Consider the following 20,050-nt stretch of genomic DNA (forward strand, 5'->3'; position numbering starts at 1 on the left):
CTCTAAAATCGATCCAAGGCAACCGATTGAAAGCACTATAATTGTAGGCTAGATCAGGTCAACGCCGTAGCGATTTATAAATTCGCCGACTATATTTAAATGAGCCAGACTGAAATTCACTATGTTCAAATTATTTATACATTAAAACCACACATAAAAAAACCTCAGTCATAAACTGAGGTTTTTTTATGTGTGGTTTTAATTCAGGGTTGTGACAAATAGTCCCTATTTACTGCTTGGTACCCAGACAGGAGAGCGAACTGTGCCATTGATTCGTTTCGAGATAGTTTGCCCACCCTCTAATGAACGAATGACTAAAGTGCTTGTATTAGCGCCTTGTGAATAGACAACTCGCTCACTGCTCGGCGAAAAACTTGGGGCTTCGTCAATGCCTGTATTGCCTAAATTAGCAATTACCGCACCAGTATTACTCATTATCGCAGCACTACGCCCATTTAAATAGCCAATCTTGCTACCATCGGGGCTAACACTTGGGTCGGCCGCATACCCACCACGGGAAATACGAGTTATGGCGCCAGATGGATAGCGGCGGTATAAGCTAGCGGTGTTTGATTTGGGGCTTTCATGGTCTGATGCAAATACAAAACTACCATCTCTGGCAAAGCTTGGTTGCACCTGATCTAGAGGCAGCTTAACTATTCTGCGTGGCGTACCGCCTGTTATGCCTATGCTGTAAATGTCATGATCGCCACTAATGTTGCTAGTAAAGATGATTTCATTGCCTGAGTAGGAGAAGCTTGGGCTTAAGTTACTGCCTTTTATATCCACTAATTTACGGACTAATTTAGAGTTAATGTCTATAATATATAACCCTGCGCGTTGATTTTTTTTCTGTACTGAATAGGCGATATATCTCCCATCAGGAGAGGCAGCAGGCCTATAAATACTGGCATTTTGCACGGTAGTCAGTAAGCGTGGATTTTCTCCATCAGAGTCACTTATATAAAGTGCTGAATCCTTTCCATTTGACGTTTGTTTTTCAACAATGTAAGCAATGCTGGCATTAAGGTCGGATTGTTTTTTGCCTGTGATAAGCTCATATATACGGCTTGAAACTTGATGTGCAATCTCTCTTTTATCCTTACCTCTTATCGTTTGTTGACCTAGAATATTACCTGTGCCAACTTCTATCACTTCAAAGTTAACCACAGTGTTACCTCGGTCACTAGATGTGCTACCCACAACCAGATAAGGGATGCCAAGATTTTGCCAAGCGGGTAGGGTTGCCGATAATTCTGTACTTGAATGCGGCTGTTGAATAAAACCGTCAGAGGTTGTCTTAAGTGATGTGGTTTTTAGGTCTTGTAATACGACATTAGAGATGGCGGTATCGCCAGCAAAAGGAACAAAGGCAACCTGATGTTGAACCACACGACCTTGTTTTTCAATGGTAAACTCAAGCGCATCTTCAGCATGTAAAACAGCTGGATATGACATCATACTGAATAGGAAAAATGCAGCAGATAATTTAGAAGGCTTTGAGTTAGGCAGCTTTGAGTAAGCAAGCTCGTTAGTAATTATTTTGTTGTTACTACAAGTGTGCATAGAGGTATCCATAAATTAAGAAAACGAGTATTGTTTCATTGAAAATATATAAAGTACACTACATCCATATTTAGTTATAAGCAAATCAACTATAGTAAAACCACTTTTTGATGAGCCTTGCTAAAGGGATCACGGTGTTTAACTCACTTAGTTTAAACAATTAATTCCTATTATTTAAGTCCAGTTCAATCAGTCAAGTCCGGTGCGAAGCTCAATGTGCTATTTAACATATTTTGTTATATCAGTGACTTAAGTTTTGAGCTATTCAGTGACTTTAAAAGTGGGTCTTAGAGTGGTGTGTTTAGTACCAATAACTGGGGTTAATGGACTTGCACTACGGATGGCTTCTTCAAGAGATTGATTAAGCGCACTATCATCTGAGTTTGCTGTAACGCTCAACACGTCTCCATTGGCATTTACTTTGATTTCTACTTTGACTGATTTGCCAATGCGTCCAGCTGGGGGATTCCAGTATGGTTTGATATGGTTGGCAAGAGCGCCTTTCACGGCATTACTTGAGTTTCCAACGCTGCTACTGGCAGAGTTAGATCCTAATCCCGAAGCATTACTATTGCTAGATTGGCTGTTACCAAGCTCAATGGTTTGGCGTGAAGAGTCCGAGCTTGTTCTATTCAAACTTTGATTTTTCAGGGAGTCAGGAATTGATCGTCCCCCCGTTTGTTTATTGTCATTACCAGATGACTCTTTTAACCTCTCTTTAAATTGACCGACTTGGTCTTTTTGAGTTTGAGATTCTTGGTCAAAATGTTCTTCGATTCTTCGATGTTTAAGTTCCGTTTCTTCTTCAGATTCTCTTATCAACTGTTCATGAGTTTGTTCAATCTCAAGTCTTTTACTACTTAACTCGTTAGCGTAGTTTGGATCAAATCCATTATCTTGGCCGCTATTAAGACTATCATCAAATCTATCAGCAGGATCATTTGTTCTTTGAAATATTGACTCTGCATGACGCTTATCACTAGCTGTCGAAATGGGCTGATCAGTGCTATTTAAATTTATGTTTGCTGTGCTTTGGTCAGTATTAGGATTTTCTTCATTAGATGCTATGCTTCCAGCAGCCATCGATTCACGATTGGCGCTGATAGAGGCTTGTATTTCAGCCAACTCTTGTGGCGTAATAATACTAGTCTCAATAGTCTGGGGTGTATGAATAGTAGGAATGCGATTGGCAAATAAAACAAATGCGATGATTGAACCATGAACAATAACACTCATGATTGAAGGAATAGCAAGACCATTGTCCTCAGGTTCAACAGGAACATAGACGGTAGGCGCACGATTTAGCACTTTTTATTATCCCAAAATAGTAATCGATCACAACATTCATTTAGCATTTTTTATTGCTGAGCAGTAGGGAGGGGCTGACCCGTTAGCAAGCCAACTTTTTCAACACCTGCTTGCTGTAAGTTTGCCATAAGCTGCATAATCATGCCATATTGATTGTTCTGATCAGCATTAATCATCACTTTTATATCATTACCATTTGATTGGCTTTGTAGTCGAATTAATGTATCAATCAAATCCGCTTCGCTAACTGGCAGGTCTATATCGTTCTCATAACTTACAAAAATTTCGCCATTGCTTTTTAGTGATACAATCACAGGCATTTGCGTACCACTACCTAAGCTATCGGTTTTTGCTTTGGGTAAATCCACATTGACGCCAGTAGTAAGCATTGGGGTCGTTACCATAAAAATGACCAATAAAACCAACATCACATCAATATACGGCACCACGTTCATTGAAGCATTAAGCTCTTTCTTATGCCTTGCAAAGGGGCTAGGTTTCATCTTTTGGCTCCTTTATTTAGACAAGTGGTGTTGTGGTAAGTTCTTCTGTTGCTACTGGGTTATGAGGCGCTTGGACACTGTCATTAATTTCACGTTGTAGCATACCGGTCATCTCATCACAAAAAAGGGCGCGGCTATCATAAATAGTGGCCGACTTTGAGGTAAAATGATTATAGGCTAAAACAGCAGGAATAGCGGCAAATAATCCCATAGCAGTTGCAATCAAGGCTTCTGCAATTCCAGGAGCAACGGCAGACAAGCTCACTTGTTCTGTCATTGACAACCCCAAAAAGGCATTCATAATACCCCACACTGTGCCAAATAGGCCAATATAAGGTGCAACAGAACCGATGCTAGCAAGTAGTGATAATCCTGATTCTAATGCCTGCTGTTGACGACCCAGCCCCACTCTAAGTTTGCGTTCGACACCCTCTATAATATGCGCTTTGGGCTGGCGCTTTTTATTCATATGTAAAAACTCAGAAAACCCCACATAAAAAATATTAGCCAATCCGTTGCGATCGGGCATATTTTGTACACCTTGATACAATTTCGCCAGCTCTTTACCAGACCAAAACCAGCTTTCAAATTGTTCATCATGACGGCGAGCCGTGCCCAAGCGAGCGCTAAGACGGAATATAAGCACCCAGCAAACCAGAGAAGCTAACAGTAAAATACCCATAACAATTTGTACAAGCAGACTTGCATCAATAACTAGGGCGATGAGGTTTATCGAATCGGACATGAATGACTCACTCGTTGTAATTAAATACTAAATTAAAGATTGATAATAAGATGAATGCTAACCTGAGTATTCTAATCTACAATAGAGTAATAAGCATAGCTATCTTTAAAACTTGCCGTTTACCTTTATTGGCTAGAATTTAACCCTTAGTATGTCGCTATAGTATTCAAAAGGCTAAGTTTAAGGTTAAATTGATAGATTAATCAGTTAAATGGATAAGGTTGATGAATCATGAAATGAAAACATTTGAGTGCAAATTAAACCGTTTATCGTGAGGTTGAATGAGCAACTATGTATTATACATTTGCTAGGAAAGCACGCCTAGATGAGTAAATAAAAAGTTATTTTATAACGTCATAGATGGTATAGCTATGGGTTAGCTATTGGTTAGGTACTGAACTCATTACGACATAAAAGAATATATTTGTTTTAGTAGCTATCCTTTATAATTCATTTCCTATAATTCATTTCTTTATAATTCAGTGTTTTTTAGTTATCTTAATACTTTATTACTTTTTGTATGTTTTCAGTTAAGCAAAAGATTTACCTAATTCGCTTATCCTACTTATAAACATCCATGCACAATTTTGTACTAACTCAACTCCATGTATAGTCAGGCAATAACCTATGAATGCAATTGAACGTTATTTTGGAATAAATGGTAAAAATACCACTGTCAAGACCGAGGTATTAGCAGGTATAACCACATTTTTAACGATGGCATATATTATATTTGTTAACCCAAATATTTTAGCTGAAGCAGGCATGGATCAGGGTGCTGTTTTTGTTGCGACCTGTCTGGCCGCTGCGGTTGGTTGTTTGATAATGGGGTTGTATGCCCGCCTGCCTGTAGCATTAGCACCGGGAATGGGCTTAAACGCTTTTTTTACTTATGGTGTTGTACTAGGTATGGGTCATAGCTGGCAAACGGCTTTAGGAGCTGTATTTTTATCCGGCTGCATATTCGTCCTGCTCAGTTTATTTAAGATACGCGAATGGGTAATTAACGCCATTCCACTTAGTTTGAAACAAGGTATTGTTGCGGGTATTGGCGCTTTTCTAGCGTTTATTGCGTTACAAAGTTCAGGCATTATTGTTGCCCATCAAGCAACGTTTGTTACGCTTGGTAATCTAAAAGAGTTCTCGCCAATAATGGCAACTATTGGCTTCTTAGTCATCATCGCACTTGTGCACCGAAATATACCAGGAGCGGTAACGATTGGGATTTTACTGATTACTATCATCGGTATAATTGCCGGTCAAATTCCATTTGATGGCATCGTCTCTATGCCACCTGCTATTGCACCAACATTTATGCAATTAGACATAGCCAGTGCATTTGATGTGGGCATGATTAGTGTGATTTTTGCCTTCCTATTTGTAGACTTGTTTGATACAGCCGGTACACTAATTGGTGTTACCAAAAAAGCAGGTATTATGCGTGAAGATGGGACCATTCCAAACTTGGATAAAGCTTTATTAGCAGATTCTACGGCAACGGTTGCTGGCACTTTATTTGGTACGTCATCAACGACGAGCTTTGTTGAAAGTACAGCTGGTGTAGCAGCTGGTGGACGAACAGGGTTAATGGCTGTTACCGTAGGTGTGTTGTTTTTATTAAGTATGTTTTTTGCTCCGTTAGCCGGTATGATTCCAGCGTATGCGACGGCAGGTGCAATCTTTTACGTATCTGTACTCATGCTTTACACCCTTAAAGATATCGACTGGGATGACCTAACTGAGGCTGCTCCAGTTGCTGTTGTATTGTTATTGACCCCACTCACATATTCTATAGCCGATGGTATCGCTCTAGGCTTTGTTACCTTTACTGCTGTGAAAGTGCTCACTGGTAAATATCATCAGGTCAGTATCGCTGTGTGGATCTTGACTGTGATTTTGCTGGCAAAAATCATATTCTTATAAACTAATGGTAATGGTTTAGAGTGCAGTTCTAGCTTTTATACAGCTTGCGATTTGTAGCCAATCCTTACACTCGCTTATATTTACTCATATATGCGGAGCAGGGATTAAGGCTATAGGGATTACTATTATGTCGATACTTTCTATAGCCAAATCCCTATAGCCAACTCCCCGTTATCCGCCCAGACCAGTAGGACACCTTTATAAAATCCCCTTTTAGGGCTTTTCCCTTTGCAAAGCAAACCTAAAATGGCAATACAGTTTTTAACGGTCTTCACCTCAGGGCTAAACCGCTTCCTCCACTATTATTTACCTAAAATTCGAGAATGGTATAGATGCTATAAATATAGATGGCTTCATAGCCAAATGTTTGATAATATTTAGTTATCAAGCTCATAACCTCAATCAACGCCGTAGAGGTTTTTCTTTCCCTGACACCCTGTTAGCGTCCTGCTAAGCCTCGGTCAGAGCCAACAAAGAAGAAGGCATTAGTGAGCTTGAGGTTTCCAGTTATTAATATAATTTTAGGACCATACATAGATTATGTGGTTCGAGATGATTGTATGTATTAATGATTAGGTAACACATTTTCTTGTGTTGGTTACTGTAAGAGTTGTCTAAATAGGGTTATATGGTTATAACTTTTAGGGTTGTAATTTATATGGCTATGGACGGCACTCACAGTAGCGACATTTTGGTAATTATACGACGTCTTAAACATCTTACGTATTACCAATGTTGGCTTAATTAATTGATTTTAGGTTTATATCGTTCAAACGCTTATCCTATTGATAGTTATTGAAAGATAATCATAGTTATATAGAAAGTAACACATCAACATAACATGATGTCTGCGTTTAACTTCGGACAACTTAAAGTCAGCTAGTCTGATAGCATTGGTTTATACGATTATTGGATAAGATGCATTGTTAAAGTTACCTTCTTTTAAATACGTTATTTAAGATGCATAACCTAATTTAATAACAATGCAGTGTCGATATTCGAATCAGTAAATAGTGCCTCTTAGGCGTCAGGAGTTATGATGAGTCTTTCCAATAAATATTATCCGCAAAACCCAATCCAGTTTACTCCAAAAGAGCTGATGCAGCCTGAGTATATTAGTCAGCCTAGCGCTCAGCTTTATAAAAAAATATCCCCACTTTATAGTGTGAATGAAGACAAATGGCTTAGCGAGCTATTACCACTAGCAGAGCCAGTAACACGTCAATCAGCAAATGGCAAAATTGATGAGCGGGTAGCGATTAGCGACCAAACGAGAAGCTTAGTGGAGCATGTAAGAAATAATAATGACGCTGTTAAGATGGTTGATTCATTATTATTAGAGTATAGCCTAGATACTCAGGAAGGTATCTTGCTGATGAGTTTAGCAGAAGCGTTAATTCGTGTGCCTGATAAAGAAACGGCTGATGCGCTCATTAACGACAAAATGAGTGTGGCAGACTGGAAGAAGCATCTAAAAGATGACAATGGATTTATTGTTAACGCCTCAACATGGGGGCTCATGATGACGGGGCGTGTGGTTAGTGTTGATGAAAAGTCGACTGCCTCAAGCTTTTTAGATCGTATGACTAAAAAGATGGGAGAGCCTGTTATTCGTAGTGCCATGCAAAAAGCCATGAAAATTATGGGACATCAGTTTGTGTTGGGCGAAAGTATTGAAGAGGCTAGTCGAAACAGCCAGCAATATAGGAACAAAGGTTACACATATTCGTTCGATATGCTTGGTGAAGCAGCCATTACGCACAAAGATGCCGAAAAGTATTTTAGTGATTATTTGAATGCTATCAAAGCAACCGCTCACATTAAAGTCAAAGAAGGGATGCCAAAGCCTTCTGTCTCTATTAAGCTCTCTGCACTGCATCCTCGTTATGAAGCAACTCAAAGCAATCAAGTCTTAGGCTTACTACGTCAACGTTGTATTTTACTTATTGAAGCAGCACGTGATGTTGACGTTGATATTAGTATTGATGCTGAGGAGGCGGATCGCTTAGAGATTTCATTAAAGCTGTTTGAATCACTATATCGTGACACGATGACTCAAGGCTGGGATGGATTAGGTCTGGTAGTTCAGGGCTATTCTAAACGTGCCATTTCAGTATTAGCTTGGCTGGCAAGTTTGGCTAAAGAAGTTGGTGATCGTATCCCAGTGCGCTTGGTAAAAGGGGCTTATTGGGATTATGAGATTAAATTGGCTCAGCAAAAAGGGTTTACAGACTATCCCGTCTGGACGCGTAAAGAGGGCACGGATGTTGCCTATCTTGCCTGCGCAAGATTTTTGCTATCTGAACAAATTCGCGGGGTATTATGGCCTCAGTTTGCAACGCATAATGCCCACACTTTGGCGTCAGTAATGACCATGAGTGAGCATAGAGACTTTGAGTTCCAGCGTTTACATGGCATGGGTGATGCCCTTTATGACCATATATTAGAAGCTTATGACATTCCTGTTCGAATCTATGCGCCTGTTGGTGCTCATAAAGACTTGCTTCCTTATTTAGTACGCCGTTTACTTGAGAATGGGGCGAATAGCTCATTTGTGCATCAATTATTAGATAAATCATACCCTATTGATAAACTAACCGTACATCCGTATGACACACTAATCAGCCAACCAACTTTACATAACGAGCGCATACCGCTACCACTTGATATTTATGACGATAGAAAAGCCAGCTTTGGCCCTAATATTTTTATTGACTCACAGTGGATAGCTTTTAAGTCAGAGATTGATAGCTACCTAGGTAAAACATGGCAGGCTAACTCAATTATCAACGGACAAGATATTGTTAACGACACTGAATCTGAGAATTTAGTACTTGCGCCTTGGAACCATGATGTAGAAGCAGGTAAAGTTAAATTCGCCACTGCAGAAATTGCTAAAGAAGCGGTTAAGGCTGCCATAGCTGGACAAGATAAATGGCAACAAACGCCAGCGAACGAACGTGCGACTATCTTGCGCCGTATTGCAGATTTATATGAAGCCAACTATGCAGAACTGATTGCACTTTGCCAAAAAGAAGCTGGTAAAACCATGCAAGACAGCATTGATGAAGTCAAAGAGGCAGTAGACTTCTGTCGTTTCTACGCCGATGAAGCAGAACGCCTTGCTGAGCAAACCAACGAATTTGTCGATTTAGAAGGCAATAAAGTGGTTCAAAAGCGTGTCGCACGTGGCACGATGGTTTGTATCAGCCCATGGAACTTTCCTTTAGCCATTTACACCGGTCAAATTGCGGGGGCTTTGGCAGCTGGCAATACGGTTGTTGCTAAACCAGCTGAGCAAACCAGCCTGATTGCCTACTTTGCAGTTAAGCTCATGTATGAGGCTGGCGTGCCAGAATACGCGTTACAATTTGTGATCGGTAGTGGTGAGGTAGGTGCTGCTTTAACATCATCGGACTCCATTGCTGGGGTAATCTTCACTGGATCTACCCAAACAGCGCAGCACATTAACAAGTCGCTCAATGATAAATCTGGTTCTGTCACGAATGATAAAGAATTGCCTATTTTAGTGGCAGAAACGGGTGGTCAAAATGCAATGATTGTAGACTCCACTGCTTTGCCTGAGCAGGTGGTTAAAGATGCGGTATTATCTGCCTTTGGTTCAGCAGGTCAGCGCTGTTCTGCTTGCCGAGTACTATGCCTACAAGATGACGTTGCAGACGACATAATCGAGCTACTAAAAGGTAACATGGCGGAGCTTATTGTCGGTAATCCGATCCATGTGTCAACTGATGTGGGTCCCGTTATCGATAAAGAGGCTCAAAAAGGCTTGCGTGGGCATATTGAGAATATGCGTAAACAGCCCTACGCCCATGTTATTGCGCAAACACCCATAAGTGCCGATTGTGCTGATAAGCTTAGCAATAGTACTTTTGTACTGCCCACCGCCATTGAAGTGGATAGTATTGATGTGATAGGGGGCGAGCACTTTGGACCAATATTGCATGTACTGCGCTACAAATCCCATCAGCTAGATGAATTAATTGATGCCATTAATGCCACTGGATATGGGTTAACTTTAGGTATTCATAGTCGAATTGAGAAAAGAGCTAACCATATTGAGCGCCGTGCCAAAGTGGGTAACACCTATATTAACCGTAATCAAATTGGCGCAGTGGTTGGTGAACAACCGTTCGGTGGTTGTGGTTTATCAGGGACTGGGCCTAAGGCAGGTGGTCCGAATTATGTGGCTCGGTTGACTAAATGGCAACAGGTTTAATAGAGGGTGTTTGGCCGCACGGACATCCGTCCTGTACGAAAAGACCTTTGTAAATACTAGGTAAATACAGTATCAATACATTAAAAAATATCCCATACTTACTAATTTATTGCCCTAGATTGCAGTATTTTTATCAAATGTTTTATATATTTAGTTGGTATTGGGAATGATATAAAAAAGGAATGCTCATGAGTGCAATATTTAAGCAAAACCATGCCCAGCAATGTGAAGCATGGAGTCAGCTAAGCGCCGAAAACCGTGCTGCTATATTACGTGATGCTAGCGGTAAATTAGCAGAGTTAACCAGCGATTCAGCTAAGGCTGATAAACTAATCAATCATTTGCTTATGCAATCACACCGCTTAGATGAAGTAACCAGACTGACGGGTGCAACCGGAGAATCTAACGATTTTTATGCTAGTGCGCGTGGAAAAACAATGATAGTTGGTACCGAAAATGCGGAGACTATACCTGTGCTAGGTCAGCTTGTAGCAGCTCTGTTGGCAGGTAATGAAGTGATTTTGCATTATCCAACGGCTCCCTCTTTTTGCCAGCAGGCACTGAATATTTTGCAACAGTGTGGAATGCTTCCAGAAGTAATGAGCGTGGCTAATGACTCTCAACTGAACGTCTTATTACATATGAATCGATTGGCTTTAGTAGCTGCTGTCAGTACGTTTGACGAGATGATGTCTATTAGCCAAACGTTGGCAGAAACGGGAGGTATATTAACTCAGCTGGTCAGTGTGATCGATACACAAGCGTGCCGTGAGATGTTTGAACCCGAGTATCTTGAACGTTTTACAACTGAGCGTGTTAAGACAGTTAATACTACAGCCATCGGTGGTAATGCGAGTTTGATTGAGTTGGGAATGGGCTAGCATATTTTGTAGGTCAGTTGCTTATGGCGTATCCTCATTTAGATTATGAGGGTAAAAGTCAGATAAATTAACGTCAAACACGAATAATTTCGAATAAAATAGTGGCATATTTGCTAGAAATGAGACAAAGTTTGGCGCTAATTTAGCCATTTTTTACTCCTAAACTGCCAAGTGTTGTCAGTAAGGGTACACTCTAAATATTTATTATTGAATTTAAAAAAGAGCGCTTAGTTCAAAATGAATTGAACGTTAGCGCTCCTTTTAGAGTTGGCTACATCTTTAGAGAGATATCTAGAAAAGAAGTTCTTTCATAAAGTTCGTAGCTTAAATTAGTAGCTTAAAACTGCACATTTAAGCCTAAAGAAACATTACGCCCCATTTGCGGTACGAATGATAAAAATGAGTTGTGTACATAAATCTCTTCGTCCAGTAAGTTGTTGGCGCGTAGTGATAGGGTGTAGTCTAAGGGATGTTTTGCGTTGCCCCATGTGTTTTTGTAATCCAGCCCTAGGTTTAATAATGAGTAGCCTTTGGTGGCGTTTTCAGGGACTTTGGTGACTTTGAGTAAGTCTTCATCTTTTGGTATTCTGGCAACTATCGCTGTCGAGGTTTTGTTTTGAGTAAAGACTCGGGTGAAGTCAAGCGAGGTTGACCAATTATCATTGTACTCATTATTTAAACGAAAGCCTAAGCGTAGTGGCGACATACGTGGGGCGTTACGCTCTGGACGCTCTACCTTGTCGATTCCAATCACTTCATAGTCAGTATAAGCACACCTTTCTTCATAATCTGCATCACCTGGGTTTGCGCCACAGAACTCTGGAGGATCATATTTAGTTATTTCTTCATAAATTTTGTTGCCATATACTGGCGCAAAACCGTAGAGCTTGCCACGCATATAGTCACCAAATACAGTAGCGCTATGCCCAGGTAGATATTCATAGCCCACTTCTGCTTCTAAGCCTTGGATTTTGGCTTTGAATTGAGTCATGCGGCGAATATATAAGTTGCCGTCTTTATGTAGGTTTTCGGCATGGACATAGTTGTCAAAGTGATTGCTGTAAGTGCTGGCTTTGTAGTGCCATTTATCGTTATCAAACTGAATGCCTAGCTCAAAGTTGTCCGATTTTTCTTTGTCGAGGTCTTTATTACCATACAAAAACGAGTTAGTGGCTAAATTTTTACCGTGATAGTAAAGCTCCATTGGCGTGGGCAAACGCTCATTATGTGAGTACGAGAGATCCAAACGATATTCTGGGGTAATATCCCAAATAGAGCCTAGTGCATAAGAGAAAGCAGACTCATTATAAGGGCTTAAATCTGGCATTTCTGGTTCTGAAAGCTGACTATGCAGCTTGTTTTGAGATTTTATTGCCTCTAGGTCATAAGTAATAGGTATTTTTGATTTCTCATAACGCAGACCTGCTTCAAATAGCCAGTCATTGAGCTTATATTGCTCAACACCAAACAGGCTAAATTGACGCTGAGTATTTTCAACCAGAAGGCGACGGTTTTCAGTACGTTCTTCTTTAGAAGGTATCAATGCACTGCTTTTGTGAGATTGGCCTTGAATACCCCAGACCCATTGCAAATGCTCGGTTGGTGTATGATAGGCTTGTAACTTGGCATTGTAACCTTGGTTGTCAAAATAAGAGGGGTTGGCCTTAACAAAGACGCTACCTTGGGCGGGATCTGGGATGGTTTTGCCGTGGTCTTGCTCTTCATGGTGGTAGTTGTGATACGCAACATCCAATCGGACTTTGTCGATAGCGGTTAGGGGGTTTAGTAGCTCACCTTGTAAATAGTAGCTTTTGCTATTCATATCTACCCAAGGTCCAGCTTGTGTATGATCGTGGTTATGCCCAAACGGATGATCATGGCTATGTCCAGGGTCCATTTCATGATCGGTACCACAATGGAAATGGAAAGAGTCCACTAAATCATCATCGTCCATTAAATGCGGATAGACATTCAGATAAGGGCGATTTTTGCTAATACCTAGGAAGTTTAGCACATGCCCACCACATGAATCGTATTTGTGGTTGTGACCGACTAAGCCATAGTCGTCATGGCGCTCGCTATAGGCAACGCCAATATGACCTTGATCCCCGATGTAAGATAAACCAACAGTGCCTACATTAGATTTGTTATGTGAGTCGGGTAGGTAGTTAAGCTTTTCAGCAAGATTAATCTCAGGTACTTCATAGTTATTGGCTTTACGTGACAGGCCTTCCACTCGTAGCGCGACATTGTCTGTCAATCCAAATGTTACCCCTGCTGTCGCTACTGTTTCATCATTATTTTCATTAAAACGTAGTGCTGCTTCCCCTGTATAACCATCGCTTGGGATTTCCGTTGGGATACGCCCATCTACGACGTTAATCACGCCGGCAGGCGAGGCAGTGCTATAGAGTAGATGCACCACGTATCAACTCCACTCTATCGACAAGTAACGTATCTACCCCGACGGCATGATCTGGCGATAGGGTAGACATGTCTATTGCATCCATCCCGTTTTGTAATATTTTGACACGCACCCCCTCTTGGCTTCTCACGACAGGAGCGGAGGCACCCCCGCCAAACGGATTGCTATGTACCCCAAGCTCATCTGATAATGCGTTGCCTAGCGTCGCAGAACGATGACGTAACTTTTCATTGCTGACTACCACATCACTGGCTTTTTGCGCATTATCAAACGCAAGGCTGGTAGGCGCTATAGGGGCAGCAGTGACTGTAATGGTATCTAGTACGGCAACTGGATCTTCGGAGTCGCCTAAGGATCTTTTAACTTGGTTATTAGCTTCAGCAGCTTGTGCCATCATAATGATGCATATTGAAAGTGTTAAAGGTGTTTTTTTCATGATGATTTCTATCGCCAAAAAGGTAATTTAGACTATTCCAATCAGGGCTACCTTTTGTTTCTACTATGACAAACAAAAGATGAGTCAAAGGAGCCGTATTTAACGGTATGTTATACTATAACAAAAAATATAAAATGCAATACTTTCAAAGATATTAAGAGTGCATATTAACTATTAATTTCAAGAGGTATAATTTTTTATCAAAGTCTTCGGTAATGGTAATAGGAGCTAGTTCAATTAAACGTTAAAATAATCGAAGAGGAGGGGGATAAAAACACATAGGTAGAGTCAACACAACAATGATTAATGTGCTCGAATCTAATATATGTCAATAATCTAATGGCTTAAATTCTAAATAACTTTTAAATGATTTGTGAAAGATGAGTATTGAGTAACGATAATCGATGAAAATAAACCCTCTTAATTTATAATAAAATACATCTAATAATAAAAGTACTCTTGTAAAGTTGTGTAAAATTGCTTAATCTCCCAATTAAATATATGAAGGGTATAGCGCACATATGGAATCACTCTCTTTCCTTCCAGTTACGCTGGCATCAGTTTTAGCATCATTTTCCAATCCGAGTGTCCCTCATGAACAAGCCGTAATCAGTACTCATATTAGCCCTGAGATAGCAGGGTTGTGGGAGCTTGATTTGCAAAGTATTCCTAAAGTAGCTGCTGGCACTGCTCACTTTGATGTAGATAGAGACAATAAAGAAGCACCTGTTTTGGAGGGGAATTCAAATATAACGACTGATAATGAGCGTCTTAAGTTCAAACCTAAAGTTCTAATGCTTTCCCAAAGCAGAAAAATAAGGTCGAAAGGAGTCTCTACTCAAGGGACCCCTTGTCGAGAACGCTATAATTTTGCCGCTGATAATGAGGTTTTAACGACTAGTGGTGAAGAATGGACGTATGGTGAATATATTTATCAGCACCAAAACGACGGTCTACCTATCATTGCAGTTAGTACGATTTATGATAATAATAAAACCGATTGTAGTGGCAAACGTATTGATCAAACAGGTGATGCGATGATCGCCTATGTCGACTATAAGCCAAGTAAAAATGAGATGCGGTGGTGTACAGATCAATTAGGAAATGAGTGTTTTATGACTTTCCGTAAACTAATACCCTAAATAAATTTAATAGATAAAATAAAACAATAGCGTAAATAAATAGCCACAATACTTGTTGTGGCTTTCTTATACCTGCTATATTAATTAACAATATGTCAGCCGCCATTAATAAACTTTTTATCCCAATAAATCCGAAAGTTATCAACGTTCTTAAATCCATAGTTTTTGATACTAGCATCTGTTTGTTGGCTTTTGAATTTGGCATAACTTTACAATCATATGAAACATAATTTATGAAACAAGCAACTGCACTTGATATTTTAAAGACAGGCGAAAATGTTTTTTTAACTGGCTCTGCTGGTTCTGGTAAAACATACACACTGAATCAATATATCCATTATCTGAGAGCAAGAAAAGTAGGGGTAGCGACCACTGCCAGCACTGGTATTGCTGCCACACATATGAATGGGATAACAATTCATAGTTGGTCTGGTATTGGTATAAAAGATGAACTATCTGACCATGACTTAGCCAACTTGGCACGTAAGCAAGTTTTAAAAGATCGTATTAAAGAAACCTCTGTGCTTATTATAGATGAAATATCAATGCTTCATGCCAAACAGCTCAATCTGGTTGATCAAGTTTTAAAGCATATCAGAAATAGCAACAAACCTTTTGGGGGCATTCAAGTTGTTGTCGCAGGAGACTTTTTTCAGTTACCTCCTGTTGGTAGCCGAGGCGAAACTAATCGAGATAAATTTGCCTTCATGTCAGAAGCGTGGCTAGGCGCTCAATTTAAAATATGTTATTTATCTGAACAGCATAGACAGCTAGCGGATAATGGCGAAGATAATAAAAAGCTCTCGCTTGATAGTATTTTAAATCAAATTCGAGCGCAAGAGGTCAGTACTGAGGCAATAGTAGCTCTGCAAAATACTTTCAATCAAGATATTGACATGAGCCGAACTCGGCTTTACACACATAATGTTAACGTTAATAAAATTAACGAGAAAGAACTGGCTCAATTGCAAGGAGAGGCGGCTACTTACAATGCAATAGCTTTTGGAGACGCTAAACTCGTTGAAAATTTAAAAAAGACCGTCCGTACCAGTGAAGCGCTTACCTTAAAGGTTGGCGCTAAAGTAATGTTCATTAAAAATAATAACGAGCTCAGCGTCTCAAATGGCACTATGGGTAAACTTATTGGATTTGTGGCTATAAAACCGAGCAAGTCTACCTTAAAAAATGGCAAAATTCATAGCAATAGATCAGATGATTTAGATGACGCGGATGGCTTAGATGATTTGGGTGAGTTTGAAGAGACAGATAGCTTTGAGGATGCTGATGTTGACGTTACTCAGAAAGAAGCAGCTTCTCCAATTAAATATCCAATCGTGAAACTTAATACGGGTAGACAAATAGTAGTAGAGCCAGAAGAGTGGGTCATAGAGGATGAGCATGGCGATGTCCTAGCCAGCTACTCGCAAATTCCGCTAGGATTAGCTTGGGCGATAACCATCCACAAATCACAAGGCATGACCTTAGATGCTGCTGAAATTGATTTGTCAAAAACATTTGAGCTTGGTCAAGGTTACGTCGCCTTGTCTCGTTTAAAGTCACTTGAGGGTTTGAAGCTTTTGGGTATGAACGATCTTAGTTTGAGATTAGATCCATTGGCGCGCGGTGCTGATGTAAGATTTAAAGAATTGTCGCAAGACGCAGAAGCGTCTTTTATCGAGGCAAAAAAGGATGATCTAACAGAATTGCACAATATATTTGTGCTAAAGTCAGGTGGAAATCTTAGTAAAGCAAGTATTAAAGCGTATGAATCACAACACAAAAACCGGTTAAAGAAGCAGGCGAAAAGTCTTGCTCAAAAAGATAAGCTAACTAATCAATTAAGTGACCACTCAGAGAGCACGTTGATGGCAACACGAATACTGCTTGAAGAGAGCCTTAGCATTGCTGAAATAGCGCAGAGCAGGGGATTAGCCCAATCTACTATTATGGGTCATATCTCAAAGCTAAAGCGCCAAGACCCCACCTTAAACTGTGAGCATTTACGGCCAGATGAGCAAATCATTAAAAGGGTATGTAATGCAGTTAATGCTATTATTGCAGTAGGGGATCCTAATGACTTTCGTAGTAGTGATGAGGAGCATGATCATGAACATGCTGCTACTGCAACCACGCAACAGTTTAATAAAGATCGAATTAAATTACGCCCTATCTATGACTATCTAAAAGAAGAAATAGACTATAATATCATTCGCCTAGCACTGATTTTTATGGAATAAACTTCTGCCATTTTATATTTATTAGGCACTCGTTTAGACTCCCATAACTAACATCATATTAAGTTGTCTCTATGTTGCCACACTCATACAAACCCGTTCCAAATCTCGAATCTAGTTCTAAAGAAAATATATCAGATTTTCCCCCTATCCGAATCGCAATCAACGGATTTGGGCGTATTGGACGCAATGTTTTGCGGGCATTGTTGGAAAGATTTGAAGTATTGGGTAGGTTAGTTCATATTGTGGCCATAAACGACATCGCCGATAAAGAGACCTTACTGCACTTACTGAACTATGACAGCACTCATGGTAGATTGAGTCGACTAGGCGTTACAGCAGAATTGAATACCGATGGTAGTCAGCTATGCTTAAGCAAAGGCAACAAATCATATTGTATTCATCTATTTTCCAAGAAACTTCCAGAGCAACTACCGTGGAAACCGCTTAAAGTAGATGTGGTCTTAGAGTGTACCGGATATTTTAGGTCCTATGAAGATGCCAGTAAGCACATTAAAGCGGGCGCTAAACAAGTTATTGTCGGTGCTGCACCCTTTGACGAAGTGGATGCTTGTATTGTCATGGGTGTGAACGATATAGAACTAACTAGAACGCCACCTGTTATATCCAGTGTATCTTGTACGACTCAGGCGCTGGTACCTTTGATTTATGTGCTGGATGAGGCTTTTGCTACAAAGTCTGTGATGATGACGGAGATACATGCAGTAACCGCAGATCAAAATGTATTAGACCAACCTCACCGTGATAAGCGCCGGGCTAGGGCATCTGGTCATAACATCATTCCTACCACTTCAAGCAGTATTGCGGCAACGGAGCGCACATTGCCGCATATGCTGGGTAAAATTAATGGCCATTCTATCCGTGTGCCCACAATCGATGTTGCCGCAATAGATGTGACCTTTGTTTTTGATACTGATGTCACTATTGATGAAGTAAGAAGCGTACTAAAGTCTGCTTGTGAGCCATCAAGTAGACTATACGGTATCATGGGTTATACCGATGAGCCACTGGTTTCTAGTGATTTTATACACCAATCAGAGTCTTTAATTATTGATGGACAGCAGCTTATGCAAGCAGGTAATCAAATAAAAGTTTTTGCATGGTATGACAATGAGTGGGGGTATGCCAATCGCTTACTAGATATGTGTTTGCATTTGCAACAAGCAGGGTAATGCATAAATTCAATGACCTGACATAGGGTTTTAAATAAAGCTTAAAATGCAATAGGGCAGAGCAACTAACTCCGTTTAAAGATGGCGGTAGATTTACAGTTTATCTTAGGTAAATCCACTTTAAGTCTTGTGAAAATAGTCCAAATAGTTACTATAGTCGATCTTGCCTAAAACAAAAAAATAGAAGGGTTAAAAGTAACCGAGCGTAGATAGTAAAGTTGCACATCAAGCAAGGGTAATAAAATAACTGTTTAAAATTACTTTCAAGAGTGAATTTAAATATAGGAATAAATTTTTAATTTTAAGACATGAAAAAAAGGCCAACTTATTTAATAAGTTGGCCTTTTTAGTATATGGCGGAGTCGGAGAGATTCGAACTCTCGAAGGGCTATGAACCCTTGCCGGTTTTCAAGACCGGTGCATTCAACCGCTCTGCCACGACTCCGTAGGTGCAGTATTATAGAGCGTTTCAAATATAATGCAAGGGGTAATTAAACTTTTTTAGAAAGTTTTTATTAACTTAGACTCTATAGTAGAGAACAACCCTTAATAGAGATGAACGTTTATAGCCGCTAAATAAGTTTTTTAATTTAAAAAATTACCGGGATAGTTGATGTGATAATTAACTTAGGGATTTAGCTTTAGTATAGCTTTCAAGCAGAAATAATGGGATGGTAGTAGGTTATAAAGATACATGAAAGATAGGATAAAATCCGAATTGAATAAAGCCTGAAACTTTGATATCTCAAGCTTTAGATTTTGTAGTTTGTATATAAAAGTGGATATGGGATTAGCATGTGTTTTGAGCTACTTTTCCTCAAACTGCTCCTCTAAAAGGCACTTACTACTACAGTCAGTATGAGTATCAATAATGGCTTCTTCAATAATAGCTTCGCTTACACCTTTAGCACGTAAATTTTCGATAAATACTTCATCATCAGCAAGTGTATAACCGGCGTGGTCACGATCTAGGCCTTCACGAATATACAGCCGAATCAAACCTTGTATACGCCTAAAATTATGAAGCTTTGCTGTCTCCTCAAGCATCTCAATCATCTCTTCAGATAATTTGAGGCTGACAGGACGTTTAATTTTTTGGGGATGACCTGAATATTTATTACGTATGTGAGGGGGTATTATAGACATACTAAATCCAAATGGTTTTATTTCATCTATTATAGAGTAAATAGAACATAACTTAAACTGATACTACAAAACTTAGTATAGTCTTGTTTGCAATAGCATCATAGAGACGTTTTAGATAACTGAAGTTTTAGATAACTATTATGAGAAACACAAATATGAGAAACAAAAAAAAGCCCTAATATGAACTGACCCCCAAAAGTTGGACACAACTTATGGGGTATTTTTATGCGTTACAATCTAGATTTTAAGATCAAAGTCATAGGATACTATAAGCAAGGACATACCGGTCATGCCACAGCAAAGAAGTT

Annotated in this window: 14 protein-coding genes and 1 tRNA gene; 6 read left to right on the forward strand and 9 right to left on the reverse strand. The window is 39.8% G+C overall.

Translation table 11 applies throughout. The features are described from left to right. Positions 1-225 precede the first annotated feature (225 nt). From AC2SLL_RS11635 to tolQ, 4 genes are all read right to left on the reverse strand, one after another. Positions 226-1,566, reverse strand: a complete 1,341-nt coding sequence (locus tag AC2SLL_RS11635; protein ID WP_486531854.1) for a hypothetical protein — start codon at positions 1,564-1,566, stop codon at positions 226-228. 261 nt (positions 1,567-1,827) lie between these two features. Further along, positions 1,828-2,874, reverse strand: coding sequence for a TonB C-terminal domain-containing protein (locus tag AC2SLL_RS11640; protein ID WP_486531855.1), 1,047 nt, complete (start codon positions 2,872-2,874; stop codon positions 1,828-1,830). Between the two features lie 50 nt (positions 2,875-2,924). Continuing rightward, complete coding sequence (gene tolR / locus AC2SLL_RS11645) at positions 2,925-3,377, reverse strand: protein TolR (RefSeq protein ID WP_486531856.1); 453 nt, start codon at positions 3,375-3,377, stop codon at positions 2,925-2,927. A 16-nt stretch (positions 3,378-3,393) separates the two neighbouring features. Beyond that, entirely contained in the window at positions 3,394-4,122 is a 729-nt protein-coding gene (gene tolQ / locus AC2SLL_RS11650; protein ID WP_486531857.1) for a protein TolQ, read from the reverse strand. Between the two features lie 627 nt (positions 4,123-4,749). Here tolQ and AC2SLL_RS11655 point away from each other — a divergent pair. The 3 genes from AC2SLL_RS11655 to AC2SLL_RS11665 all read left to right on the forward strand — a co-directional run bounded on the left by AC2SLL_RS11655 (position 4,750) and on the right by AC2SLL_RS11665 (position 11,166). Next, positions 4,750-6,045, forward strand: coding sequence for an NCS2 family permease (locus AC2SLL_RS11655; RefSeq protein ID WP_486531858.1), 1,296 nt, complete (start codon positions 4,750-4,752; stop codon positions 6,043-6,045). Between the two features lie 1,039 nt (positions 6,046-7,084). Beyond that, a complete protein-coding gene (gene putA, locus AC2SLL_RS11660) occupies positions 7,085-10,285 on the forward strand; it encodes a bifunctional proline dehydrogenase/L-glutamate gamma-semialdehyde dehydrogenase PutA (RefSeq protein ID WP_486531859.1) in 3,201 nt (1,066 codons plus the stop codon). Between the two features lie 188 nt (positions 10,286-10,473). Then, positions 10,474-11,166 carry a 1-pyrroline-5-carboxylate dehydrogenase gene (locus AC2SLL_RS11665; protein ID WP_486531860.1) on the forward strand — a complete coding sequence of 231 codons (693 nt, stop codon included), beginning with the start codon at positions 10,474-10,476 and terminating at the stop codon, positions 11,164-11,166. A 21-nt stretch (positions 11,167-11,187) separates the two neighbouring features. On the opposite strand, the gene AC2SLL_RS11670 is transcribed toward AC2SLL_RS11665, so the two are convergent. From AC2SLL_RS11670 to AC2SLL_RS11680, 3 genes are all read right to left on the reverse strand, one after another. Continuing rightward, a complete protein-coding gene (locus AC2SLL_RS11670) occupies positions 11,188-11,316 on the reverse strand; it encodes a hypothetical protein (protein WP_486531861.1) in 129 nt (42 codons plus the stop codon). 187 nt (positions 11,317-11,503) lie between these two features. Further along, entirely contained in the window at positions 11,504-13,591 is a 2,088-nt protein-coding gene (locus tag AC2SLL_RS11675) for a TonB-dependent receptor (RefSeq protein ID WP_486531862.1), read from the reverse strand. Next, positions 13,572-14,027: a TonB-dependent receptor plug domain-containing protein gene (locus AC2SLL_RS11680; RefSeq protein WP_486531863.1), complete on the reverse strand. Its 456-nt coding sequence runs from the start codon at positions 14,025-14,027 to the stop codon at positions 13,572-13,574. The genes AC2SLL_RS11675 and AC2SLL_RS11680 overlap by 20 nt, the downstream gene beginning before the upstream one ends. Positions 14,028-14,548: 521 nt before the next feature. On the opposite strand from AC2SLL_RS11680, the gene AC2SLL_RS11685 reads away from it, so the two are divergent. From AC2SLL_RS11685 to AC2SLL_RS11695, 3 genes are all read left to right on the forward strand, one after another. Continuing rightward, positions 14,549-15,169 carry a hypothetical protein gene (locus AC2SLL_RS11685; protein WP_486531864.1) on the forward strand — a complete coding sequence of 207 codons (621 nt, stop codon included), beginning with the start codon at positions 14,549-14,551 and terminating at the stop codon, positions 15,167-15,169. A 233-nt stretch (positions 15,170-15,402) separates the two neighbouring features. Next, complete coding sequence (locus AC2SLL_RS11690) at positions 15,403-17,406, forward strand: AAA family ATPase (RefSeq protein ID WP_486531865.1); 2,004 nt, start codon at positions 15,403-15,405, stop codon at positions 17,404-17,406. Positions 17,407-17,477: 71 nt separating this feature from the next. Next, positions 17,478-18,596: a type I glyceraldehyde-3-phosphate dehydrogenase gene (locus tag AC2SLL_RS11695; RefSeq protein ID WP_486531866.1), complete on the forward strand. Its 1,119-nt coding sequence runs from the start codon at positions 17,478-17,480 to the stop codon at positions 18,594-18,596. A gap of 354 nt (positions 18,597-18,950) precedes the next feature. On the opposite strand, the gene AC2SLL_RS11700 is transcribed toward AC2SLL_RS11695, so the two are convergent. Both AC2SLL_RS11700 and AC2SLL_RS11705 read right to left on the reverse strand, forming a co-directional pair. Next, positions 18,951-19,041, reverse strand: a tRNA-Ser gene (locus AC2SLL_RS11700). Between the two features lie 362 nt (positions 19,042-19,403). Beyond that, on the reverse strand, positions 19,404-19,736 hold the full coding sequence (locus AC2SLL_RS11705; RefSeq protein WP_486531869.1) for a CopG family transcriptional regulator: 333 nt from the start codon (positions 19,734-19,736) through the stop codon (positions 19,404-19,406). Positions 19,737-20,050 lie beyond the last annotated feature (314 nt).

It is taken from the genome of Psychrobacter sp. CX97 (assembly GCF_057396285.1).